Source organism: Arcicella lustrica, assembly GCF_034930985.1.
GTDB classification, from domain to species: Bacteria; Bacteroidota; Bacteroidia; order Cytophagales; family Spirosomataceae; genus Arcicella; species Arcicella lustrica.
On record NZ_JAYGIM010000006.1, the window covers coordinates 200,600 to 225,140 of the forward strand.

Genomic DNA, 24,541 nt, shown 5'->3' on the forward strand with positions numbered 1-24,541 from the left:
TTATACCAATATGAAAAACACAATGGCATTTTTATGTATTTTTTTTAGTTTTCAGCTATTAGGACAAAACAAAAAAGACTTAAAAAAATACAGAGTAAAATCTATCACCGAAATTATTACTGACTTCAACGGAGGTAAGGAAACTAAACGTTATGATGTTCAAAAGAAATTAGACGATAATGGTAATGTAATTGAAGAAGTAAATTTTGATAAAAAGGGGAATATTCAGAACAAAATCTTCAGTAAGTACAATTCAGAAAAAGATAAAGTAGAAGAAATTCTGCAAGATGCCAACGGCAAACAACTTAGCCGAGAGGTTTATAAATACGATGTAAATGGCGAGAAAAAAGAAGAATGGAAATACAATGATTTGAATGTATTAGAAAGTAAGTACATCTACACCATTGATGGTAAAGGTTTCAGAACTGAAAGAAAAACCCTAGACGCACAAGGAAAAACCATCCAAATCAAGAAATACATCTATGGAAATTAGTCGTTTTCTGGAAACTATCTCGAAGGAAATACAGACGTTCGACGCCATTTCTTTGGCTGAAATGGACAAAGTAAAACTCATGGACAGAGTAGATGTTAAATTTCTGATTCCTCTTTGGTTATTCCCAATCGTTTTAAATGAAGCTCGTCAGCATTACAAAGTTGTTGAAATAAACAAAGAGCGGATTTGTCCTTATGAAACACAGTATTTTGATGATGATACCCAACTTAGCCTCTATCATCAACATCAGGCTGGATTTTTAAATCGCTACAAAGTACGTACTCGAAACTACGTTGGATCGGATTTGCAATTCTTTGAAGTGAAATTTAAGAACAATAAAGGCAGAACACTCAAGAAAAGAATTAAAACACACGAGTTCGATAAGCCATTTATCAAAGCCGACGAAAGAGATTTTCTGGAACAACATAGCCCTTTTCTTCCTGACGATTTGAAAGGAGTACTTTGGGTTTTTTACAAGCGAATTACTTTAGTAAGCAAACATAATTTAGAACGCCTCACGATAGATTTGGAACTCAATTTTAAGAGTTCTGATAAAGAAAAAGGCTATCCGCAAATTGTTATTGCTGAAGTAAAACAAGAAAAAATGTGCGCTTCCAATTTCATTGATATTATGAAAAAATACCATATTCGGAAAGGCTCAATTAGCAAATATTGCTTCGGAATTATCAGTTTATTCGAGGGCGTAAAGTACAATCATTTCAAACCACATTTACTAAAAATCACTAAATTAATAAGACAACATGATGCTTTTGCAAGACATATCTAGTATCGATACTTTACAAAATATTCAAGAATCTGGTTTTCAATTATTAGATAAATTATCGCCTAAATTTTTTCTACGATTATGTATTGATTTGATAGCTACTACTGTTTTAGTCCGTTTTATTTATTACAGAACCTATCATAAAACAGAGCAATTTTTTACTTTTTTCAGCTTTAATATCACCATTTTTCTCATTACCAATTTGTTGAATAATGTAGAAATGTCGATGGGTGCAGCCTTTGGTTTGTTTGCAGTATTTTCGATGCTCCGTTACCGAACAGAAAGTATTTCTACTCGTGATATGACTTACCTTTTTTTGGTAATTGCCATTGGTTTACTTTCGGCGGTGAGCAAAGGCGGTTGGGATGAACTGACGGCTTTGAACGCCATTCTGTTAATCATGACCAGTATTTTAGAAAGTAAATGGCTAGTTAAAAAAGAGCATTCAAAGGCTATCATTTACGAGCGCATCGAACTGATTCATATCGACAAACGTCAAGAGCTTTTGAAAGATTTACAAAATCGTACAGGGCTAAAAGTACAAAGAGTAGAGATTGAATCTATTGATTTTTTAAGAGATGCTACACGTATGATTATTTACTATTTTGACTAAACAATCCATGAAAAAAATACATATTTATATCCTTTGCTTTTACTTGATAACTTCAATAGCAAAGGCACAAAGCACAAAAGATTATAATGATTTTCAAGCTTGGTACAGTGCTTCACTTAAGCTTTATTTAACTCATAATTGGTCAATTACAGGAAAGTATCGTCTTCGCTATAATCAAGATGCCAGTAATTTTCAAGGTTCGTATTTGTTTGGCGAAATTGACAAACGCATTAGCAATACTTTCGAAATTCAGAGTAGTTATCGCCTTGCTATGGTCGATAAAGGCACTTATCATCGTTATGCTTTAGGCATCGAAGCGCAAAAAGAGATAGGCAGATTTAAGTTTGCTGTAAGACCAATGGTGCAATATCAGCAACAATATTTTGTTGACGACGACGAGCAATCGGATACGGATGCCTTTTTAAGAACAAGGTTTTATGGAAAGTATAAACTTACTAGAAAATTGGATGTTTATGCTTTTACAGAACCTTTTGTTGAGCTTGATAATAGTTTGGCTTTCGATAGATTTAGAAATTCAGCGGGCTTTAAATATGAAGTAAGAAAAGGCTTTAAAGTAAATTTGTACTATTTGTGGCAACCAGATTATTCACATAAACAGCTAAGAACCAATCATGTGGCTGGACTAGATTTAGAATTCACCTTGAAACCTTGGAAAAAGAAAAAGCGAGGGAATTATTCAGAATAAATACAAAAAGCTCTTTGAATGTTTTAGGATTGATTCCCAAAACATTCAAGGAGCTTTTAATTTCAAATTATAATTGGTGGTTAGGTTTTAAGCTTATTTCACTAAAAACTGCTTAGAGAGTTCATCGTAAATACCGAGTAATTGGTTTGATTTTCCATCTTTTTCAAAGAATGCTTCCCAAGTACTGAGAGGTTCCCAAATACAAGTGCCTTTTCCTTTGCCATTTGGTAAATTGAAAGCAATAGCATTCACGTCTTCTTTTAACTGAGAGTATTCTACTACGATTACATCTTTGTTATAACGCTGAATAAGATTACTCAAATTATCTCTTAAATCGTCCGTTGTTCCGTGCCATTTTGGATAATAAGATTCGCCAATCACATCAAAATGTACACCTCTTGCCAACATTGCATCAATAAAATTTACAGATTCATGATTTTGTCCGCCCAAAGCTACATGCAACATCATCGTTACTGTTGGGTCAACAGATTTTACTGCGGCAGTTCCTGCATTTAATAATTGAGCTAATTCGTCAGGGTTTTTCACATTGCCATCTGGCCAAACGATGCCATGATTGATTTCGTTGCCAATCTGCACCATATCTGGCGTAGTGCCTTGGTTTTTCAATGCTTGCATTATTTGCTGAGTATAATCAAACAAAGATTTTTTCAAATCAGTAAAGGCTAAACCAGACCAAGCTTTTGGTTTGTATTGCTTGCCCGGATCTGCCCAAGTATCGCTATAATGGAAATCGAGCAATAGTTTCAAACCTGCATCTTTTACTCTTTTTGCCATTTTTTTGGTTTGTTCCAAATCACAGAAACCTTTTTGTGGAGAGTATCCATCGGCATCAGCAGGATTGTGGAAAATACGCAAACGGATATAATTAAACCCATGTTCTTTCAAAATCTGAATGGCATCTTTCTCAATTCCTTTATCAGAAAACTTAATATTTTTAGCTTCTAATGCTGGTAAAAATGAAATGTCTGCTCCCATCATTTTATCGACTGGACGAGCTTTTGCGGCTTCACCTTTCAATTCGTAGGTTTTATCAATCGTAATTTTAGCCGCATTTTCTGGTGAAACCGTAATAATATCCGTTGAACCAGCGTAAAGTCCTGCGGCTGTTGCTTCAAATTTTATCAAATCTGGATTTGTTCCTGCCTGTATAATTACCTGACATTTCCCATTGAATAAAGTTCTTTGCCAAGCACCGTCCACACATTTATCAGGTTCGTGGCTACTTGGATCGCCATTGCCAACACCAATAATTTTTGCATCTCCTTTGATTGAAAATTTAATCAAATTATCCGCATTGGGTACTTCCCTCCCATCTTTATCTATCACGCTGATATTGATAATACTTACATCATTTCCATCCGCCAAAGTAGTGGTTTTGTATGGCGTAACTACTACTTCTATGGGGTTTGAAGTCGTCTCTACTTTTGCCGTTAGTTTTCTACCTTTTTTATAAGCGATGGCTTCCAATTTCCCAGCTTTATAATTTACTGACCATTGTAAGTGTCCGTTTCTTGGCATTTCTTTTTTGCCTAAACTTTTACCATTCAAGAATAACTCTACGTCATCAGCATTGCTATTTACCCAAACATCAATTGGCTGACCTTCTTTTCCTTGCCAGTTCCAATGCGGACTGATGTGAAGTACATCTTTGTCAGTCCACCAACTTTGATAATAGTAATAAATGTTTTTAGGAAAACCACAGACGTCCATTACGCCAAAATGTGAATTGATATTGGGCCAACGATAAGGCGTTGGTTCACCACGATAATCGAAGCCTGTCCAAATAAAACCGCCTAACCAAAAATCATTTGTCGCTGCTAATTTCCACCACTCTTCTGCTGTACTTGCCCACCACGGAGCCGTAATATCTTGGTCTGGCACATAAGCTCTGATGCTATCTTTTTCATAAATTCCTCTGGTCGTTAAAGTACTTCCCATTTCTGTACCGATAATTGGCTGATTCGGATGTTCTTTATGATAATCCGCCACGGCAAATTGGCGATAATTAAAACCTCTTACAGGAATTACTTCATTTACGCCATGAAATACATTGGCTAAATCGGCGGCATAAGTACAATTACGAGTAGGGTCTAATTGCTTTTGTTTTTCAATGAGTGTCAAAGCGATTCTTTTTCCGAAAGTATTCGTCTGTATGCCTCCTTCTTCATTTCCGATACTCCACATAAAAATTGAAGCATGGTTTCGGTCACGTTTGATAAGGCGTTCAAACTGATTCATGTATTCAGTTCCGCTATTGAGTAAACGTTGCTCGTCCATTACCAACATTCCCAAACTGTCGCAAGCAGCTAATAATTCTGGCGTTGGTGCATTGTGACTGGTTCTATAAGCATTTGAACCCATGTTTTTCAATAAACTGATTCTGTAATATTGTAAATAATCAGGCAAAGCACTTCCCAAGCCCGCATGGTCTTGGTGATTATTGGTACCCAGAATTTTTACATATTTTCCATTCAAGAAAACGCCGTTACTTTTTACTTCAATCGTTCTGATTCCAAATTTAAAACGCTGTTTATCAATAACCTGACCATTTGATTTCAATTCAACCAAAACGTTATACAAGTATGGGTCGTCCAAATTCCAAAGTCTTGGATTGTTGATTGTAAAGCTCTGCTTTGTGGTTTTTTCTTCTAATGAATTTTGACTTAAAGCTTGTTCTGTAGATTTTCCAACGATTTTACCCGACCTGTCAACTAAGTACGAAGTAAGTGTATAATTGGCTGAGGCAAAATTTTCGTTACTGACAGAAGTTTCAATATTGATTATCGCTTTATTGTCTTGAATTTTCGCATGAGCAAAAATTCCATCTGTATTGATGTGAAGATTTGAATATTTATTCAACCAAACGTGACGATAAATACCCGCACCTTCATAAAACCAACCTTCATATTGTGAAGCATCCGCACGAACGACAATGACATTTTCACGTTTGAAATTGATAAAATCAGTAATATCATAAGCGACGCCCAAATAACCACTTTTGTTATTTCCTAAGTAAAAACCATTTATCCAAATGTTGGCATCTCTGAAAATACCATCAAATTGAATTTGGAAACGACTGCCAGAATCTGACGGAGCTACTTTGAAATGTTTTCTATACCAACCCACCGAAGTTTCTGGAAATAAACCTCCCACAGGTTTAAAACCATGTGCCTCAACGTTCAAATCTTCTGATTTTGCGAAAGGTAAATCAGCTACCCAATCGTGTGGAAGATTTATTTTTCCCCATTGAGTATCTTTAAACTTTGGCTCAATGGCAGAATTTTCAGCAATGCCCGACTTTACAAAAGCCTTTGTAATACTATAATTAAAATCTTTTTCAGGATTGGAAGTATGTCCAAAATGAAATTTCCAATCCTTATCAAAATTAATTCTTTGCCTTTGGGCTACTTGTGAAAACGATAAAAAGGAGGACAAGCATAACAGGAAGAATCCTGTTAAAAAAGTACATTTATGTTTTTGCATAATTATTTAAAAGTAAGAAATCGTTAAAAAAATTTCCTCTGAATACTCAGAGGAAATTTAAGCAAACAAGTATTCGGCATACACGTTTACGATTTTCAAAAATGATTTTCAACCAAAAAAACATTTTCAATTAGGGCAAGAAAGCATCCATCGCTACGGTCGGTTTCCCTGAATTATCGAATGCTCCCAAAGTATAGCCAACCCAATTATAAGCCTGAGGTTCCCAGTACAATACACCCAAACCTTTTTCATTGCTGATTGATTTGGTTTTAGTGATAATGTCACTGATAAACAATTTACAATCTGCTGCACTGTCCCACGGCATACCTACTTCTACAATCATTACTTCTTTGTTGTAGCGAGTCACCATGTCATTCATATTCGTCAAACATTGTTGATTTACTTTCGCCCAACCGCCAGTGGCAAAATCTGGAGCGTAAGTTGGATACAATGACATTCCGATTACATCATATTTCGCTCCGTTAGCTTTTAGTCCATCGAACATCCATCTAAATAACTGATTATCATAGCCATTAGAAATATGAACAATTACTTTTGCTGTTGGGAAAACAGCTTTTACGGCATCATAGCCAGCGTTAATCATTTGGGCAAAATTGCTCATACTCGTTGACGCTCTCCCTGTTGGCCAAAGCATTCCATCGTTGGTTTCGTTGCCAACTTGAACCCATTCAGGCGTGACACCATTTTTCTTGAGTTCCGCTAAAACTTCGCTTGTATGCGTTCCAATCGCTGATTTTAATCCTGCTAAATCCAAGCTATTCCAAGCAGCAGGCTTAGTTTGCTTGCCTGGGTCAGCCCAATTATCGCTATAATGAAAATCAATCATGATTCTGAACCCTAAGCTTTTAGCACGTAGTGCTTTCACCACCACATCGGCTGTATTATTATAAGCTGGCGAAGGATTTACCCAAACTCTTAAACGAATTGAGTTCATGCCTAAAGCTTTCATTAAGGCAAAACATTCTGTTTCTTTGCCCGATTTATCATAGAATTTTCGTCCAGCAGCTTCCATTTCTGTTATCCAACTGATATCAGCTCCTTTGGCAAATTTTGAAACAGGTGGTTCAATCACTGGTTCAACTACTTCTGGAGTATTGCTACAAGACAATAACAAAAGCGAAAAGGCAATAAAATTGATGATTTTGTTCATATTTATTCAATTGTGTAAGTATAATTTCCTGCTTTTAAATCTAAAGTAATGGTATGTGTTCCTGCTAAATTAGCTGGAATTGTAATGTTATCACCGTCGTATTCTAAAGATAAATCTGCACCAGTATCTCCCAAATTAAGTGTCCAAGCACCATTAGCTCTGAATTTTAATGCACCAGCTTTCAAGGTTGTTATTACTTTCCAAACATTTTTGGTGGCATCATAAACCATTGGTACATCTCCATTCCACCCATTTGCGGTTGCATCTCCGATGATTCCCCAAGTAGTTTTGGTAGCACTCCAAGTATTACTGTTGGTATTTCCTTTTAATAAATAATAGCCATCTTCTGGCACAAATAAATTCCCGCCTGAACTACTAAAAGTACCAATTACATCGCTTCCTGTGGTGGTGCTACTTGCCCAGCCATAGCTTGTTCCATTCCAATCTGGCTGACTAGTATATTTAAACTGACGTGTTCCGCCTACAATATTTACATAGCCTTCATAAATTCCATTGGAATTTCTTGAAGAAATTTTTGGGGCTGTTGCTGGATTCCAACCTTGAAAATCGCCCGCTACCCAAAGCGAAGGATAATTTATGACAACAATATATGGCGTAACTGAAACGGATAAAACATTAGAATAAATATCTGCTACTGCATCAGCAATGTTAGATTTTACTCTTACTTCTAACTGACCAACAGCATTGGGTTTTAATCCTAAAATAATTGCCAATTGGTTAAAATCAGCAGTGGTATATTTAAACTGGACAGTATTCCCCAAACTGATTTCTTTGGGTGCTGCAAAGCTAGTTCCAGCTTTGGCGATTTGCAAAGTATATCTTACAGCAGCTTGAAACCCATAATTTGAACGATTCCAAGTAAATGCGACTGTGGTATCGTTGGCTGTGGTTGCCGTAAGTACATAACTTGTTTTAGAAGCCGTCAATGCTGGAGCTTCGCCTTTGCTACTCATCACGGTTTTTATTTCATCGTTTTCACAAGAAAAAATACCAATGCTTACGAGGCACAATAAAAGTATTTTAAATATATTTTTCATGATAGTATGTTTGGGAGAATTTGGTAATTTGAAAATGAGGGATAATTCACCAAATTCTTAAATCCAAACTTTAACATTTTCAAATTCTCAAATTTTCAAATTAATAAAACTAATACCCTTGATTTTGTACCAAATTTGGATTCGACGATAAATCATTGGAAGGTATCGGGAAAAGATTGTACTTGTCTTCTACGGCTCTACCGTTGGCGATACCACCTTTCCAAACCCACAAATAAGCATTGGTTGTGAATTTTTTGTAGCGAATTAAATCTGTTCTGCGATGAGCTTCATAGTATAATTCTCTACCTCTTTCATCCAAGATAAAATCAAGTGTTAATTGCGATGCTGTGATATTTCCTGTGGTTTTGCCACCATAAGCTCTTGTGCGCAATTGGTTGATATAAGTAAGAGCCGTTGCTAAATCGCCACCAGTTCCACCTCTTAGCACTGCTTCGGCATAAATCAAATTGATTTCCCCCAATCTAAATAATGGAAAATCAATATCGGTCCAGTTGCCTGATGGGTCAGCATTTGGTGCTTTTGCTCCTGTACGAGTTTTGTTTCTGTACTTAGTTGACGAATAACCGTCTGTTCCTGTGTATAATTCTGCCATCAAACGGTTTTGACCTACGGTATAAAACTGCGCTCTTTGGTCAGTATTACCAGAAGCATCACTGAACAAATCCACAAAATTATTGGTGTGGCGCAATCCTCCCCAGTTTCCACTTGTTCCTGAAATATCTCCCGGAACTGCCGCTGGTCCATGCGTTAAATATGTAGTTCCGCCCCAGTTTTGCGTGTGTGTAGCATCGTAGGCAATCATGAAAATATTTTCAGTTTTATTCAAATGATTATCTGCCAAAGTCAATTCACGATAATTTGGGTGCAATGAAAAGGAAGCCGATTTTATTTTGTTGGCATAGGTAATGGCATCTGTATATTTTGCCGTTCCCGTATAAACCTCAGCGTTCAGATACAAACGAGCCAACAATGCCCAAGCTGCTGGTTTTTCAGCACGTGGATATTCGTTTTGTCCTTGTGCAATTAAATCGTTTTCAATTGCTTTTAATTCAGTTTCGATATAAGTAAACAATTCTTTTCGCTGAATTTGTTTTGGTAAAGTTGCTCCGATGGCATCGTTTTCAGTAACAAAAGGCGGGTTTCCAAATAAATCCATCAAAACCCAATATTGGTACGCACGGATAAATCTTGCTTCTGCTCGGTACTTTCTGATGTTTTCGGCATCCGTTCCTGAAATACCTCTTTTGCTTAAATTTTCGTCAGAAGATTGACGAATGAAATCGTTACAAAGTGTAATTTGGAAGAAAGCACGATAATAAATTCCGTTTATAATTGGATTTATTGCCGACCAACTCATTTCTTTTAAGCCTTTTACGCCCGCATCATTTTGCCAAGTCCAAGACGCTTCGTCGGTAGTTAATTCTTGTAAATTCCAGTATAATCTCAAGAAATCAGAGTTTCCTTCATCTGAAATAATTTGTGAAGGAATATCTGGACTTCCCGTTCCGCCTGTATTACCTGTCAATGCAAAAGCTGAATATACTTTTGCTAAAGCTTGTTTGTAGCCCAGTGGCGTTTTATAAACCGTTTCGGCAGTAATATCGTTGGTTGGCAATAAATCTAATTTATCTGTACAAGCGTTCGTCATCAAGACGATTACACTTGCTATGGCTATTTTTATATAGTTTAATTTCATTTTTCCTGTTGAATTTTTATTAAAAATCAAGATTCAATCCTAAAGCAATTGTACGTGGACGTGGATACAAATTATTATCAATTCCCGAAGCTACTTCTGGGTCTAAACCTTTGTATTTTGTAATCACAAAAACATTCTGAACGCTTGCATTGATGCGTAAATTGGCATTACTATTTTTCAAGAATTTGCCCAAATCATAGCTAAGGTTTGCATTATCCATTCTTACAAACGAAGCATTTTGAATATAATAATCGCTCAATAATTGTTGGCTACTTCCTTTAAATTGCGTTTCTAAATAATTGGTTGAAGTATTATAAAGTACATTGTTTCCAAGTATTTGATTCAACACACCACTTTGACTAAAGTTGTTGTTGTACACATAATTGTCAAAAGAAGCACGCATCACAAAACCTAAATTCCATTTCTTGTAATTCACCGAGCTACTCAAGCCCAAGAATACTTTTGGTACAGAGCTTTTTCCTTTGTAAAGGTCATCTTGGTTGATAATGCCATCGCTGTTTTGGTCAACAAAAACGCCTTCCACTGGTTTTCCAGCTTCGTTATATACTTGATTGTATAAATTGAAAGTATTTCTACTGAATCCTACGGCATTGATAAAGGCAAACTGTCCGCCTACACCGCCTGCAATGCCGCCAGAAGGGAAGCCAGGATAATTTTTATCTTGAGGAATTACCGTTAAGTTGGTAATCGTATTTTTATTATAAGTAGCGTTGAAATCTAAATTCCAAGTCAAATTATTGGTTCTGATAATTTGTGTTCCGATATTAAATTCAACGCCTTTGTTTTCCATCGAACCAACGTTTGCAACGATAAATGCAGTAAAGTTTGCTCCCGCAGGTTGTGGAATGTTGTTCAATAAATCTTTGGTGTTTTTTACGTAAAAATCAATGCTACCTTTTACTCGGTTATCAAAGAAACCATAGTCTAAAGCAATGTTTTTTGAAGCTGTTTCTTCCCATTTACGATTGCTGTAAAAACCACCCGGACGATAACCCTGATAGAAAGTATCTCCAAATTGGTAAGAAGCATTGGCTGAACTCAAAGCAAAATATGAGTAATAGTCATAGTTCCCAATACCATCTTGCTGACCTGTAACACCATAACTTGTACGAAGTTTAAGGGCAGAAATTACTTTACTGCTTGCTAAGAAAGTTTCGTCTTTGATGTTCCAAGCCAAAGCGATAGAAGGGAAAAGTCCCCATCTGTTGGCAGGAGCAAAACGAGAAGAACCATCACGGCGAAGCGTTGCTGTTAAAAAGTAGCGGTCATTCAAAGAGTAATTCACACGACCGAAGAAGGAAATCAACGTATTTTCTGGCTTATCGAAAGGGAAAGCTGGGTCGGTATTTGGATACTTCGTACCAGCTGCATTGTAGCTTGCGTAATTATAATTAGTGGTTTTGTAATTATTGAAAGAGTAACCCGCCATTACATCAAATTTACTTTTGATGTCTTTCAATTCTTTAGCATAATTCAGGTAAAACTCTAAAAGGGTATTTTGTTTAGTTTGTTTGTAAGTATTGTTCGTTCCGCCAACGCCACCAGCTACATAACCAATGGCTGCGCTGTCTGAAACATAAACTGTTCCTGCCCCTTTTGCAACATCATAACCAATGTTCAAATTAGCTCTTAATTCTGGCAAAAAATGGAATTTATAATCAAACTGAATATTACCGATACTTCTTTGTGGTGTACTTTCATCAAAACGTTGTTCTAATTGTCCTAATGGATTTCTGCCTGCTAAATTTACCAAGCCCGTTGCACTTGCTTTGTCCAACCATTCGAAGTAACCGCCAAACCTTTGTGGATTTTCTGTGGCATAAACGGGTTGAGTCGGGTCGAAACTAATTGCTGCACCAATTGCACCCAAAGAAGCAAATCTTGCTTTTTGCATACTTCCTTTCAAGCTAATATCTACTTTTAAATGATTTTCAAAAAAAGTAGGATTCAAAGCAATGGCTAAAGAAGTTCTTTGCAATTTATCCGTTTTCAAAACACCAGTTTGATTCTGAAATCCTAATGAAATTCGATACGGTAATTTTGCGACTTCACCCCCAACACTTAAGTTGTTGTCGGTCATAAATGCCGTTTGATAAATCGCATCTTGCCAGTTTGTATTCGCTTTTCCAAGCATCATTTTTTGAGCTGCCGTTCCTTTTTCGTTCACAATAGCACGGAATTCGTCAGCACTCAAAACACCTACTTGTTTAGTAATACTAGAAGTAGAATTTGTCGAAGAAAAATTCACTCGCATTGCTCCACTTTTTCCTTTTTTGGTCGTGATGATAATTACTCCGTTGGAAGCTCTTGTTCCATAAATCGCCGATGCAGACGCATCTTTCAACACCGTAAAAGTTTCAATATCGTTTGGATTGATAAAACTCAATGGATTCGACGCCCCAGCAATACCGCCTTCGCCTTCCAAAGGCACGCCATCAATCACAAACAATGGATTGTTACTGGCACTTAATGAAGAACCACCACGAATACGAATGGTACTTCCCGCACCCGGCTGACCGCTGTTTGAAATGATAGAAACACCAGGTACTTTTCCAGCAATTAATTGCTCTGGCGTAGTGATTGCTCCCGTCTGAAAATCCTTTGCTGTAATTGTAGTAACAGCTCCCGTCAAGTCTTTTTTACGAGACGTTCCATAACCAACTACCACTACTTCATCTAAAGCTGTATTGTTTACCGCCATTACAATATTCATTGTTGTAGCAGTACTTACGGGCATTTCTAATTTAGTATAACCGATAGAACTAAACACTAAAACATCGCCTGTAGCAGCCTTTATTTTGAATTCTCCTTTGGCATCTGTAATCGCTGCCGTCTTCTTATTTTTCACCGTGATACTTACCCCAGGAATGCTTGATTCTGCCGAATCTACGACTCTTCCTGTTATCATTCTGTCTTGTGCAATGGCATTTACATGGGTTAAAATACTAATGACTATCAAGACATAGTACAGTAATTTTTTTCTCATCTCAATTCTGTTTATAAATAAAATGCTATTAATTATTTTAAAAATCAAAATTAGAGAGGATATTATGGATACTTTTATCTCAGCAATCATAATTTTGGTGCTATTGTTCTAATTTTGGGAAATGAACGGTTCAACACAAAAAATGATTTATTTTAGATGAAGTAATAGTAATGAATTGTGAATTGCGGGTTGTGAATTTGTAATCCTAAGACAATTCCTTACTTATAGTCAATCATTTTTTCTTTAAATTTCAAAGCTCAATATTCACATTTCAGCACTCTTATTTAATGTTCCCAATAAAGCCAATTACTTTTCTTCTTCGTTTTACTTTCCTATACTTTTGCTTAGGTGTAAGTGCTTTTGCACAAATTCCGAACTTAAAATTTAAACATATCACCAACGAACAGGGGCTTTCTAACAGCACCATCGAAAATATTTATCAGGATAGTCGTGGTTTTATTTGGTTTGGCACAAGGGATGGATTGAACCGTTACGACGGCAATGAAATTGTAGTTTTTAAGAATGACCCCAACGACGAAAAGAGTATTAGCGATAATTATATCACTCATATTCAGGAAGACAAAAACAAAACTTTGTGGGTAGGAACGATTAACGGATTGAATCGTTTTGATGAACGAAAAAACTCCTTTATTCGCTTCAAACACGAAGCTAAAAATCCGAAAAGTATCAGTGATAATTATATTAATGGTATTAAAAACGATAGCAAAGACAGGCTTTGGATTTGTACTCGTGGTGGACTTAATCTTTTGGAACCGTCTGAAAATACTTTTACTGCTTTTCAGAAAAAATCAAATACAGATATTACGCTTGCCAACAATCGTGTCAATTGTTTTTTTGAAGATAGCGAGCATAATTTTTGGGTAGGAACAGAAAGCGGTGTTCAACTTTTTGAAGTATCAACTCGTACTTTCAGAGCAATAGAAGTATTGAAAAATCTCCCTTTTTCGCTGAAAGGCTATGCCGTAAATTGTATTAATGAAGACAAACAGGGCAATCTTTTAATCGGAACAAACGGAAATGGTTTAATCATTTACAATCATCAACTCAACACTATTAAACAATACAGTCACCAAGAAACAGTAGCGAAATCGCTTGGCAATAATTTGGTAAAAGCCATTTTGGTGGATAATAAAAAGAATATTTGGGTGGGTTGCATTAATGGCGGTCTCAATCTTTTCGACCCAGTTTCTGGGAGTTTTTTCAATTATCAGTATCGTCCTGAAGAACCAAAAAGTCTTTCACAAAGAACGGTTTCCGCTTTGTTTGAAGATAATCAAGGAAACCTTTGGGTAGGAACGCACCGTGGCGGAATCAATTTATACATGCCCCAAACGGAAAAATTTACTTTATTTCGACAAGAACCTACTTTAAATAGTCTAAGCTATAACGACGTAAAAGCTTTTTGTGAAGACAGTTTTGGCAATATTTGGATTGGCACAGATGGTGGCGGTTTGAATTTATTCAACCGAAAAAACAATTCCTTCAAACATTTTAAAAACAGTCCTTTCCATAAAAATACGATTGGTTCAAACGAAGTATTAGACATCAACGAAGACAAAAAAGGAAATTTATGGGTAGCTACTTGGGGTGGTGGATTGAGTTTGTACAATCGTTCAAACAATACTTTTACTCGTTTCTTGAATAATCCTGCCGATAAAAATAGCGTTAGCTCAAATTACATTCAGAAAGTATTTGAAGATAGCAAAAACAACCTTTGGGTGGCTACCTATTTTGGAGGTTTGAATCTTCTGAATGCTGAAAAAAAGCAATTTACTCGTATTATTTATGGAAAAAATAATCGTTCTCAATTATTGGGAAATAATATTATTTCTATCAACGAAGACAAAAAAGGGAATATCTGGATTGGCACGGACGATGGCGGTTTGAATCGTTATAATACTGCTTCGAAAACTTTTACGCATTACTTCAATAACGACAGTAAAAAGCCCGATTTAAGAGTCATTTTTATTGACAAAAAAGGCAGGGTTTGGATTGGGCAAAAAGGATTATACTTGTTTGATGAAGTCGAAAATACTTTTAAAATTTTCAATCAAAAGGCAAATCTTGATACCGAATTTATCAAAGGCATGGTAGAAGATGCCGAAGGGAATTTCTGGATTTCTACTTCAAACGGTATTACAAAACTAAATCCTGAAACGCAAAATGTAAAAAAATACAATACTGTTGATGGTTTACAAGGACTTGAATTTGAGGCAAATGCTTTTTTGATGACCAAAGATGGACAAGTATTTTTTGGCGGTGTAAATGGTTTTAATACTTTTTATCCGCAAAAAATCACGACAAATACTTTTGTTCCGCCTGTTTATATTACTGATTTTCAGATTTTCAATAAAAAAGTAAATCTCGGAGAAGATTCCCCTTTAGATGAAGACATTAGTTTTGCTAAATCTATCGACCTTTCTTACAAGCAATCTACTTTTTCTTTTGGTTTTGCGGCATTGAATTATACAGCTTCTGAAAACAATCAATATGCCTATAAATTAGAAAATTGGGATAAAGATTGGGTTTACGTGAGCAAAGAAAAAAAGGCTTCTTATACGAATGTGAGTCCGGGCAACTATACTTTTTTAGTAAAAGCAACCAATAATGATGGCGTTTGGAACGAAAATGCCTATTCGGTTGAAATCAATATTACGCCCCCGTTTTGGGCAACTTGGTGGTTTAGGGCTTTAACGGTTATCGCTATTGTAAGTGGCATTGTGGCTTTCTATAATTTCAAAAGAAGGTTGGAAATTCAGCAATTAGAAGAGCAGAAAAAAGAAGAAATTCATCAAGAACAATTGCAGTTTTTTACCAATATTTCACATGAATTCCGCACGCCATTATCGCTAATCTTAGGGCCTTTAGAAAAACTCAAAAAGGAATTTCCTAATTCGCCAGCACATCCTTATTATGATTTGATGTACCGAAATGCTAATCGTTTGATAAGTCTTATCAACGAATTAATGGATTTTAGAAAAGTAGAATCGGGCGTGTTGAAACTGAATGTGATGCAAGGAAATATCAATACTTTCTTGAAAGAAATTTCGGATGAATTTGCAGATTTGGCACAAGAAAAGAAAATTACTTTTGAAGTATTGCAAGATAATCAATTGACAGAAACTTGGTTCGACCGCCAGATTTTAGAGAAAATCATCATCAATTTATTGAGCAACGCTTTCAAGTACATTGATAACGGCAAACACGTCACTTTACAAGTATTGGATTCACTCGAAAATTATAAAGCACAATTTAGCAATGAATTAAAAATTTTGAATGAACATAAAAGCTCAAATTATTTGTACATCAGAGTTGCAGACGATGGCATCGGGATTTCTAAAGAATCAATCAGCAATTTATTTGAGCGATATTACAAAACTACCGAAACACATTTGGGTTCGGGCATTGGTTTGGCATTTGTAAAAAGCCTTACAAATCTTCATAAAGGCAGTATTTGGGTCTATAGCGAAAAAGATAAAGGAACGGAAATCATCATTGGCATTCCTTGTAAAAAAGAAGATTATGCCGAAAAAGAATTATGGATTAAAAACAAAGAAGTGTTAGTAAAACTTGAAAGTATTTCTACCAAATATGATGTGGCTTTAAGTCTTGACGAAGAAATTCCTGTAAAAGCAAAAGTATCGGAAGAATTAACCAAACCAACGATTTTACTGGTAGATGACAATGATGAATTAAGAATATTTTTAAAAGAAACTTTACGTAAAAACTATAAAATCTTGGAAGCTATTAACGGGCAATTGGGTTATGACATTGCCAAAGAAACTTTCCCAGATTTGATTATTAGCGATGTAATGATGCCCGTGATGAATGGCAACGTTTTTTGTCAAAAAGTAAAAGAAAATGATGAAATTAGTCATATTCCTTTTTTGATGCTAACGGCGAAAGATGGGACAGAATCGAAAATTGAGGGCGTGGAATCTGGCGCAGATTTCTATTTTTCAAAACCAATTAGCATAGAATTATTGGAATTGACGATTAAAAATATCTTCGTTCAAAAGCAAAAACTGAAAGAAAAGTACGGAAACGACCAGTTGACCGAAGTGGTAGAATTAGCTCATTCACAAAAAGATAAAGCTTTTTTGATGGAATTAATTGGCATGATTGAAGCCCATTTAAGTAACCCTGAAATGAACATAGATTATATTTGTTCGCAAATGGGAATGAGCCGCACAAAATTATATACCAAAGTAAAAGAATTGACAGGACAAGCCATCGGTGATTTTATCCGAACCATTCGTTTGAAAAAAGCCGTTCAATTAATGACGCAAGAAAATATGCCGATTGCAGAAGTAATGTATAATGTGGGAATCCAAACGCAATCGTACTTTACAAAAGCCTTTAAAAATGAATTTGGCAAAACCCCGATGCAGTTTTTGAAGGATTTGAAGAAGTGATTTAAATGTAAAACGATTGGATTATCGCCCTATTCTTTTGTTAGGAAATCCAATCGTTCGCCTTTGGTTTGTATCAATGTTTTATATGTTTCTTTCATTTCTTCGCCCAAGAAACTTTCATCAATGAGTGTTTGCATTGGTATAATCTTATCGGAAAATCTTTTATAGACATTGTTTTTTACTTTTTCGTTGATTCCTAATGTTGAAGCTAAAACATCAAAATCTTCTCTTTTTAAGCGATTCTTTCTTCCATTTACTGTTAAAGCCATTTCTTCTAAATCTTGTGGCATCACCAATTTTGTTGAAACTAAATCATAAACTGGGGCAAATTGTATTTCTCCTGATTGAGTATGAAGTAAAGAAAAGTTCTTCAAGTGCATATCTGCATTACCTGTTAAAAAACAGAAAATACTCAATTCAAAAAATGATATAATATCAAACCCTGCATTTGAACTAAATTTTTTGATGGTCTTACCAACTTTTTCCATTGAAGACCTGTACTTATGTTCTGTAAGGGTTTCTGTAAGCTGACAAAGGTCTTCTACGTGTCTTTTTTCTTTTTTAGTTCTGTCAAATCTTTTGGTCAAGTACGCCAATTCTCCTGATTCCAAACGAATTAATGAATGTTCTGCGGTTTTGATGCCACATAAACGTGCCAATTTCATGGTTAAATCTTCATTTTCTGGCAATTGTTCGTAAGCTTCTGTTGGGGGCTTTAAAATATAATTTCCCCACAAACCAACGACAGTCAATCTACTGTGTTTACTGTCGATTTTCTCAATGTCTAAAGAAAGTTTCGCTTGTACGCCTGTCACAGCAATGCTTTTAACGATGATTTGCTGTGCCATTACTTTCAAATCTTTTTTACCAAAAGACAATGTCGGAGGATTATTTACGCCAAAAAACTTCTTTGAGCATTTTGTATGAAAATCAATTTCTCCCTCCAATAAAGGTTGATAGCAATACAAACATTTATTCATCATTTCCCAGATTTAGCGCTTTAACACTTACTGCACCGATGCAATCGCCACAAACAGATAACAGTAAACCCATTCGGTCTCTTTGGTTCAATTTCCAGTTTTCAACGGCAATGTTTAACAGCCAACCTTCTGGAATAAGCCCATCAAAAAAAGGGAATAGCGTCTTACTGAAATAGATTTCCTGTCTTATTGGCATCGTCAAGGAAATAGCTTGTGGATTCTCTTTTTTTAGATACAAATCATCATACTGAAAGTAATAACCTTCTTCATTTTCAGTAATAATTCCTGCTAAATCATCTTGATAAAAAACATTTCCAGTCCTATTCATCGACTACCTCCTTTCTAATCACACCAACTTCACTCCCAAAAAGTTCTAAGATTTGATTCACTTTATCGAGTCGCAAAGTCGCTTTGCCTTGTTCTAAATCTCGCACAAAACGAAGTCCAACACCTGCTTTTTCTGCAAGATCAGTTTGCGTTAAGCCTAATCGCTTACGTTTTTCTTTAATATATGGCGCTATCTTCATAAAATTATACCCTAAAAGGTATAATTATCATTTAATTTTGACAATTATACCTTTTAGGGTATAAAAATACGATTAATCCTGACATTATACCCTAAAAGGTATAAAATACTTGTAAAATTTATAAATTCTTAGATTTTAAACTCCAAACTGCAAAGCCCGTAACTAAAAGTGGCACAGAGAAAATGATAAAGAGTGATGACTTTGAAAAACCTGCATCCGATAAAATCCCAAAAATGGTTGGTCCTAAAATCGCTCCAATTCTACCGACACCAATGGCAAACCCTACGCCCGTCGTGCGTACTGCTGCTGGATACACTCTTGAAATAGTCGGATACATTCCATTAAAACCGCCTTGTACGAATACTCCAATCAGAAAAATAAAGGTAAAAATCAGCAAAGTTGATAATTTAAAGTTTCCGTAGATTACCATCACTACAAAAGCAGTAATCATAAATAGTAAAATTGTTTTTTGTAAACCCAATTTCTTGGCGACAAATCCCATCGAAACAGTTCCTAAAGCTGCACCAACATTCAAGGCAATTCCTACATTCGTTGCCATTTGAAAAGCTAATCCAGCATCTTTCGCAATCTGTGGAACCCAGCTCATTAAAGTATATAATGTTAAAAATCCAAAAGAAATAGCCAGCCAAAGTAAAAAAGTATCTCGTTTATATTCTGGTTCAAAAAGTGACATTACAGAACCTTTTGAACTAGTTTTTGCTACTGTAGGCAATGAATCAATCGTGGATTGATTCATGTTTTCCAATAAAATATTCACTTTTTTTAAAGCATTTTTCGGTTGTTTATTCAAGAGAAAATCGAGACTGTCTTTCATAAACACAACCACGCCAATCAACATCAGAAAAGAAATAATTCCTGCAAAAAGAAAGGCAAATCGCCAACCAAATTGTGGAATTGCCCAAGCACAAAAGAAACCCGTAAGAATTGCCCCAATCGGCCAACCAGCTTGTACCAAACCTACATTAAAATCTCTGTGTTTATTATTCGAAAATTCAGAAGCCGTTGCAGCCATTGTTGGTAAAATTCCACCTATGCCGATGCCTGTAAGTAATCTCAAAGATAAAATTTGCCAATATTCTTTACTCATAAAAACCAATAGCATCCCGCTGGTAATCAGTAGCATTGAAATAATAAATACTTTTCTTCTACCAATTTTATCAGCAAAAGGGGCTAATAAAAATGCCCCTAAAGTCATTCCAGCCAATCCGCTACTAAAAATATAGCCCATTTGGGTTTTACTTAAATCCCATTCTTTGGTAATTTCTGAACCTGAAAACGATACGACTAATACATCAATTCCGTCATTCATATTAAGGATAAAACAAATAGCAACCATTAATATTTGAAAGGCTGTCATTTCACTCGTATTAATCGCTTTTTTAATTTCATTCATTGTTTTACAGATATTTAGGGCTACTTAATAGTTATAAAGTATTTTTTGATTGATATTATTTCGGCTATCAATCCTGAACTGAGCAGGCGTATAACCAGTTTGTTTTTTGAAAAAACGGCAAAAATAACTTACATCTTTAAACTCTAATTGATAAGCAATTTCCGAAACCGTTTTATCAGTATGCGTCATCAAAACCATTGATTCTGAGAGTAAAAAATCACAAATGACTTGCTTCGTTGGTTTTCCTGTAATGGCTTGGCAAACCCGATTCAAATGCGTTTTACTGATGCCAATCGCTTTGGTATAATGTTCTATACTTTTGTTGGTTGGGATTTCAGATTTTATCATTTTCATGAAATTCCTGTAATACACCAATTCTTTGGTTGCGGCTAAATAGTCTTTACTTTTATCAATTCTGAACCTAAAAATTTTCACAAAAAGTAAAAGCAGAATAGTTTCTAAAAAGAGGTGTGTTTTCGCTGCATTCATCGAAAGCTCTTGATTCATCCTTCTGATAGAATCCATCGCATCATTAAATTCTTCAAAATGATTATTCATGTTAATCATCCGAGCTTTGTTCACTTCAAAAAACAACTCTTTATCGCTATCAGTAATTTTTTCGATGATACGAGAAGAAACCGATAAAGTATAGCCTTTGATGTCTTCTTTGAATTGAAAACCATGCAAGGTATTTTCTGGAACAATAATCAAATGAACACCTTCAAAAGTCTTCGATTTATCATTCAACAAACACACTCCTGAACCAGATTCTATGAAGAAAAACTGATATAATTGGCTATGAAAATGCGGATTAATCATCCAATTATGTTTTCGACAACTTGAATCTATCGAAACCAAATGGATTAAATCCTCAGAAATAGTGTCTGCATCTTTGCCATATATGCCAAAATTTTTGATTTCAGATTTCATCGCTGTATTCAATCATGAATAAACTTATTGATTGTCTTAAAATAAATATAGTAAATTACGAATATTTTATTGGACTTCACAAAGCTAAATGAGGAGTGACAAAATAATAATAAATGGTTCGAATGTACCATTAAAAGTTTCGAAAGTACTATAAAAACCACAAAAACTATCACATTGGTTGATTTGAGCATTTTTTGCGAACAATATCATTGGTACTTTTTTGAAATAGTATGGCATTTTCCACCCATTTTATCATGAGTATTCTTTAAAATTTTCAGCTTTGTACATTCTTTATAAACATTAAAAACACAGACCATGAAAGGCGCTTTTTTAGTTAACCCCAATGATATAAGGCTTTTAGAACAAGAAGTTCCAGAACCAAAATACGGTGAAATACGCATTAAGTTAAATCAAATAGGTATTTGTGGCTCTGATGTTCATCTTTTTTTAGGACATAGAAAATTAGACAAAGCAACCATTATCGGTCATGAAGGCGTTGGTATTATTGATAAAATTGGAGAAGGTGTTGAAGGTAGAAATATCGGAGAAAAAGTAGTGATTGAACCTAATTTTCCATGTTTTAAATGCAAGCACTGTATGTCAGGACATGGAAATATTTGCATAAATAAAAGAATTCTTGGCATCAATGAAGCGGGTTGTTTTGCTGAATATGTAGTGATTCCAGCTAATTTTGGTTGGGAAATACCATCAGAAATTTCAGATGCTGATGCTGTAACCATTGAACCCACAGCGGTAGCCTATCATGCCTTAATGACTTCAAAAGCTAAACCTGGCGATACTATCGCCATTCTTGGTTCAGGGGCTATCGGTTTACTTCTAACACATTTGGCATTAAGATTAGGCTATAAAGTATTTGTTACAGAAATCAATCAAGAAAAACTGAATAAAGCAGTTGAAATGGGTGCTATTCCTGCGGTAGCAACTGGTAATCTGGAAGAACAAAGTCAGGTTTTAGAAAAAATTTGGTTAGAAAATGATGTTTGTGCTGTATTTGAATGTGCAGGTTCTCCCTTTACAGCATCTCTGGCAACGGATGCGGCTCCTCGTGGTTCTGAGATTGTATTGGTCGGTTTGTCTGAAAAAAATGCTACTTTTCGTCCTTTAAAAATTGCCCGTGAAGGCATCACAATTGTTCCTTCTATTATTTACGATCATCCTTTTGATTTTAAAAGAGTCATTCAATTGATTGCCTCAAAAATTATTCAACCGAGTATGATTATTTCAAGTTATGAGCCACTTTCAAATATTAGTGCAGCTTTGGAAAGAGCAGCACAGGGAAATGAAAGTAAAATTGTAATAACTGTATGAAACATTCCATCGCAACAGTTTCTCTTTCTGGCACACTTCCAGAAAAAATAAAAGCTATCGCCAAAGCACAATATGACGGCGTCGAACTTTTTGAAAATGACCTTCTGGCTTCGAATGTAAAACCAGAAGAATTAAGAAAAATGCTGAAAGACTTGAACTTAGAACTTGTCGGGCTTCAACCTTTTAGAGATTATGAAGCCATGCCAGAACCATTTAAGTCGAGGAATTTGGAGAGAGCCAAGCATAAATTTGAGTTGATGCACCGCTTGGGGACTAAAAAATTATTTATTTGTTCTAATACTTCCATTCATACTATCAATCATCTTGATAAAGCTGCTGAAGACCTTTTTGATATTGCAGAATTAGCCAAACAACACGATTTTGAAATTGGTTACGAAGCACTTTCGTGGGGCAGATTTGTCAATACTTATCATCAATCGGTAGAAATTGTTCGTCGGGCTAATCATCCAAACCTTGGTAATATTTTAGATAATTTTCATATCTCAGTTTTGGGTTCAACTTTTGAAGATATTTATACCATTCCCAAAGAGAAATTTACGATGGTACAAGTAGCAGATGCCCCAAAATACGATATGGGTGCTATGCACTTGGGCAGGCATTATCGTTGTTTTCCCGGACAAGGTTCGTATCCAGTTGTTGAATTTCTAAATGCCGTTAAAGCGACGGGCTATGATAGTTATTTATCACACGAAATCTTTAGTGATGAATTTCGGTCTTCACTTATCGAGCCAGTGGCTTTGGATGGAAAAAGGTCTTTGATTTGGTTAGAAAAAATGACAAGTAACAGCAATAATACGCTAAATGAAAGTGTGTCAAGGCAACAATTACAAAAATTAGAATGGATTGAATTTGCTACTTCTGCTGAAAAACAGACAGCTTTGATTCATATTCTTGAAGCAATTGGTTTTGTTGAAACTGGAAAACATACAAGTAAAGATGCTAATTTATATCAATTGGGGAAAGTGAATATCATCGTTAATCGAACAGAAAGCGTTCAACAATTTTCTCCTAATTCAATTTGGTCTATTGGTTTTCAGACAAGTAATAATACTTTATTTCAAAAATGGGCTGAAGAATTGCGATACAAATGGCAATGGGGAAATCAGCAAGAGCCAAATAAATCGTTACTTTCTGTCAAAGGAATTGGTGATTTGAATTATGATTTTATTGAAGGGAATGATGATTTTTTATCGGAAGAATTTGAGATTAAAAAACAAAGTATAGCGTCTAACGGTATTCTTAAAATTGACCATTTAGGTCATTCGGTTGGAGCAGAATATTATCAATCGAATACACTTTTTTATCGTGCATTTCTTGGTTTAAAAGTAGAAGAATCTATCGAAATTCTTGACCCACGTGGAATTGTTTACAGTCGTGTCGCTAAAAATGAGACTGGGAATATCAGAATACCATTGAGTTCTACGCTGAGTCAAGGAACTTCAACACAGCAATTCACTCGACAAAAAGGTGCTGGTATTCAACAAATTGCATTTGAAAGTAACGATATTTTCAAAACGGCTCAATCAATTCTTGATAAATCGTTAATACTTCCGATTCCAAGCAATTATTATGAAGATTTAAAAGCCAAAACACAATTATCCGATGAACTTCTAAAGCAAATGGAAGAATACAATATTCTTTATGACCGACAAGCCGACGGTGAATTTTTCCATTTTTACTTTAAAGAATTGAACGGTTTATTTTTTGAAGTCGTGCAAAGAAAAGGAATGTATGAAAGATATGGAGAAATCAATGCTCAAATCAGATTAGCAGCACAGGAAAGAGATAGAGTAAAAATTTAATTCAATATTCTAGTCATCTTTAATACTTACTTTGAAGGGAAAACCCTTC

General features: G+C 35.3%; 17 protein-coding genes. 7 read left to right on the plus strand and 10 right to left on the minus strand.

Features of this window, described 5'->3' with window-relative positions; genetic code table 11:
- Positions 1 to 10 precede the first annotated feature (10 nt).
- Genes VB798_RS08660 through VB798_RS08675 form a run of 4 tightly spaced genes read left to right on the plus strand, consistent with a single transcriptional unit; the run spans position 11 to position 2,596 of the window.
- Positions 11 to 493, plus strand: a complete 483-nt coding sequence (locus VB798_RS08660; RefSeq protein ID WP_323257979.1) for a hypothetical protein — start codon at positions 11 to 13, stop codon at positions 491 to 493.
- Positions 483 to 1,280, plus strand: coding sequence for a polyphosphate polymerase domain-containing protein (locus VB798_RS08665; protein ID WP_323257981.1), 798 nt, complete (start codon positions 483 to 485; stop codon positions 1,278 to 1,280). The genes VB798_RS08660 and VB798_RS08665 overlap by 11 nt, the downstream gene beginning before the upstream one ends.
- Entirely contained in the window at positions 1,258 to 1,890 is a 633-nt protein-coding gene (locus tag VB798_RS08670) for a DUF4956 domain-containing protein (protein ID WP_323258204.1), read from the plus strand. Before VB798_RS08665 ends, VB798_RS08670 begins: the two co-directional genes overlap by 23 nt.
- Positions 1,891 to 1,897: 7 nt before the next feature.
- On the plus strand, positions 1,898 to 2,596 hold the full coding sequence (locus VB798_RS08675; RefSeq protein WP_323257983.1) for a DUF2490 domain-containing protein: 699 nt from the start codon (positions 1,898 to 1,900) through the stop codon (positions 2,594 to 2,596).
- 93 nt (positions 2,597 to 2,689) lie between these two features.
- On the opposite strand, the gene galA is transcribed toward VB798_RS08675, so the two are convergent.
- The 5 genes from galA to VB798_RS08700 all read right to left on the minus strand — a co-directional run bounded on the left by galA (position 2,690) and on the right by VB798_RS08700 (position 13,053).
- Entirely contained in the window at positions 2,690 to 6,100 is a 3,411-nt protein-coding gene (galA, locus tag VB798_RS08680) for a beta-galactosidase GalA (protein WP_323257985.1), read from the minus strand.
- A 130-nt stretch (positions 6,101 to 6,230) separates the two neighbouring features.
- A complete protein-coding gene (locus tag VB798_RS08685) occupies positions 6,231 to 7,271 on the minus strand; it encodes a glycoside hydrolase family 53 protein (protein WP_323257987.1) in 1,041 nt (346 codons plus the stop codon).
- 2 nt (positions 7,272 to 7,273) lie between these two features.
- Positions 7,274 to 8,329 (minus strand): SusE domain-containing protein, encoded by a 1,056-nt coding sequence (locus VB798_RS08690; RefSeq protein WP_323257989.1) that lies wholly within the window; start codon positions 8,327 to 8,329, stop codon positions 7,274 to 7,276.
- 109 nt (positions 8,330 to 8,438) lie between these two features.
- Entirely contained in the window at positions 8,439 to 10,046 is a 1,608-nt protein-coding gene (locus VB798_RS08695; RefSeq protein ID WP_323257991.1) for a RagB/SusD family nutrient uptake outer membrane protein, read from the minus strand.
- Between the two features lie 19 nt (positions 10,047 to 10,065).
- A complete protein-coding gene (locus tag VB798_RS08700) occupies positions 10,066 to 13,053 on the minus strand; it encodes a SusC/RagA family TonB-linked outer membrane protein (protein ID WP_323257993.1) in 2,988 nt (995 codons plus the stop codon).
- A gap of 287 nt (positions 13,054 to 13,340) precedes the next feature.
- On the opposite strand from VB798_RS08700, the gene VB798_RS08705 reads away from it, so the two are divergent.
- Complete coding sequence (locus tag VB798_RS08705; RefSeq protein ID WP_323257995.1) at positions 13,341 to 17,489, plus strand: two-component regulator propeller domain-containing protein; 4,149 nt, start codon at positions 13,341 to 13,343, stop codon at positions 17,487 to 17,489.
- Between the two features lie 29 nt (positions 17,490 to 17,518).
- Here VB798_RS08705 and VB798_RS08710 read toward each other — a convergent pair whose 3' ends face one another.
- The 5 genes from VB798_RS08710 to VB798_RS08730 form a co-directional block, all read right to left on the minus strand.
- The gene (locus VB798_RS08710) at positions 17,519 to 18,472 is read right to left on the minus strand and encodes a HipA domain-containing protein (protein WP_323257997.1); all 954 of its coding nucleotides are present in this window, start codon (positions 18,470 to 18,472) and stop codon (positions 17,519 to 17,521) included.
- Positions 18,462 to 18,797 carry a HipA N-terminal domain-containing protein gene (locus VB798_RS08715; RefSeq protein ID WP_323257998.1) on the minus strand — a complete coding sequence of 112 codons (336 nt, stop codon included), beginning with the start codon at positions 18,795 to 18,797 and terminating at the stop codon, positions 18,462 to 18,464. The genes VB798_RS08710 and VB798_RS08715 overlap by 11 nt, the downstream gene beginning before the upstream one ends.
- Complete coding sequence (locus VB798_RS08720) at positions 18,790 to 18,996, minus strand: helix-turn-helix transcriptional regulator (protein ID WP_323258000.1); 207 nt, start codon at positions 18,994 to 18,996, stop codon at positions 18,790 to 18,792. The genes VB798_RS08715 and VB798_RS08720 overlap by 8 nt, the downstream gene beginning before the upstream one ends.
- A 118-nt stretch (positions 18,997 to 19,114) precedes the next feature.
- Positions 19,115 to 20,410 (minus strand): MFS transporter, encoded by a 1,296-nt coding sequence (locus VB798_RS08725; RefSeq protein ID WP_323258002.1) that lies wholly within the window; start codon positions 20,408 to 20,410, stop codon positions 19,115 to 19,117.
- A gap of 24 nt (positions 20,411 to 20,434) precedes the next feature.
- Positions 20,435 to 21,340: an AraC family transcriptional regulator gene (locus VB798_RS08730; RefSeq protein ID WP_323258004.1), complete on the minus strand. Its 906-nt coding sequence runs from the start codon at positions 21,338 to 21,340 to the stop codon at positions 20,435 to 20,437.
- Positions 21,341 to 21,655: 315 nt separating this feature from the next.
- Between VB798_RS08730 and VB798_RS08735 the strand changes: the two genes are divergently transcribed.
- Positions 21,656 to 22,669 carry a zinc-dependent alcohol dehydrogenase gene (locus tag VB798_RS08735; protein ID WP_323258005.1) on the plus strand — a complete coding sequence of 338 codons (1,014 nt, stop codon included), beginning with the start codon at positions 21,656 to 21,658 and terminating at the stop codon, positions 22,667 to 22,669.
- Positions 22,666 to 24,492 (plus strand): sugar phosphate isomerase/epimerase and 4-hydroxyphenylpyruvate domain-containing protein, encoded by a 1,827-nt coding sequence (locus tag VB798_RS08740; RefSeq protein ID WP_323258008.1) that lies wholly within the window; start codon positions 22,666 to 22,668, stop codon positions 24,490 to 24,492. Before VB798_RS08735 ends, VB798_RS08740 begins: the two co-directional genes overlap by 4 nt.
- Positions 24,493 to 24,541: the final 49 nt, after the last annotated feature.

Bases quoted from the DNA above. Each gene is read 5' to 3' on its own strand.
- VB798_RS08660 (WP_323257979.1), top strand. From the start codon at position 11: ATGAAAAACACAATGGCATTTTTATGTATTTTTTTTAGTTTTCAGCTA.
- VB798_RS08665 (WP_323257981.1), top strand. From the start codon at position 483: ATGGAAATTAGTCGTTTTCTGGAAACTATCTCGAAGGAAATACAGACG.
- VB798_RS08670 (WP_323258204.1), top strand. From the start codon at position 1,258: ATGCTTTTGCAAGACATATCTAGTATCGATACTTTACAAAATATTCAA.
- VB798_RS08675 (WP_323257983.1), top strand. From the start codon at position 1,898: ATGAAAAAAATACATATTTATATCCTTTGCTTTTACTTGATAACTTCA.
- galA (WP_323257985.1), bottom strand. From the start codon at position 6,100: ATGCAAAAACATAAATGTACTTTTTTAACAGGATTCTTCCTGTTATGC.
- VB798_RS08685 (WP_323257987.1), bottom strand. From the start codon at position 7,271: ATGAACAAAATCATCAATTTTATTGCCTTTTCGCTTTTGTTATTGTCT.
- VB798_RS08690 (WP_323257989.1), bottom strand. From the start codon at position 8,329: ATGAAAAATATATTTAAAATACTTTTATTGTGCCTCGTAAGCATTGGT.
- VB798_RS08695 (WP_323257991.1), bottom strand. From the start codon at position 10,046: ATGAAATTAAACTATATAAAAATAGCCATAGCAAGTGTAATCGTCTTG.
- VB798_RS08700 (WP_323257993.1), bottom strand. From the start codon at position 13,053: ATGAGAAAAAAATTACTGTACTATGTCTTGATAGTCATTAGTATTTTA.
- VB798_RS08705 (WP_323257995.1), top strand. From the start codon at position 13,341: ATGTTCCCAATAAAGCCAATTACTTTTCTTCTTCGTTTTACTTTCCTA.
- VB798_RS08710 (WP_323257997.1), bottom strand. From the start codon at position 18,472: ATGATGAATAAATGTTTGTATTGCTATCAACCTTTATTGGAGGGAGAA.
- VB798_RS08715 (WP_323257998.1), bottom strand. From the start codon at position 18,797: ATGAATAGGACTGGAAATGTTTTTTATCAAGATGATTTAGCAGGAATT.
- VB798_RS08720 (WP_323258000.1), bottom strand. From the start codon at position 18,996: ATGAAGATAGCGCCATATATTAAAGAAAAACGTAAGCGATTAGGCTTA.
- VB798_RS08725 (WP_323258002.1), bottom strand. From the start codon at position 20,410: ATGAATGAAATTAAAAAAGCGATTAATACGAGTGAAATGACAGCCTTT.
- VB798_RS08730 (WP_323258004.1), bottom strand. From the start codon at position 21,340: ATGAAATCTGAAATCAAAAATTTTGGCATATATGGCAAAGATGCAGAC.
- VB798_RS08735 (WP_323258005.1), top strand. From the start codon at position 21,656: ATGAAAGGCGCTTTTTTAGTTAACCCCAATGATATAAGGCTTTTAGAA.
- VB798_RS08740 (WP_323258008.1), top strand. From the start codon at position 22,666: ATGAAACATTCCATCGCAACAGTTTCTCTTTCTGGCACACTTCCAGAA.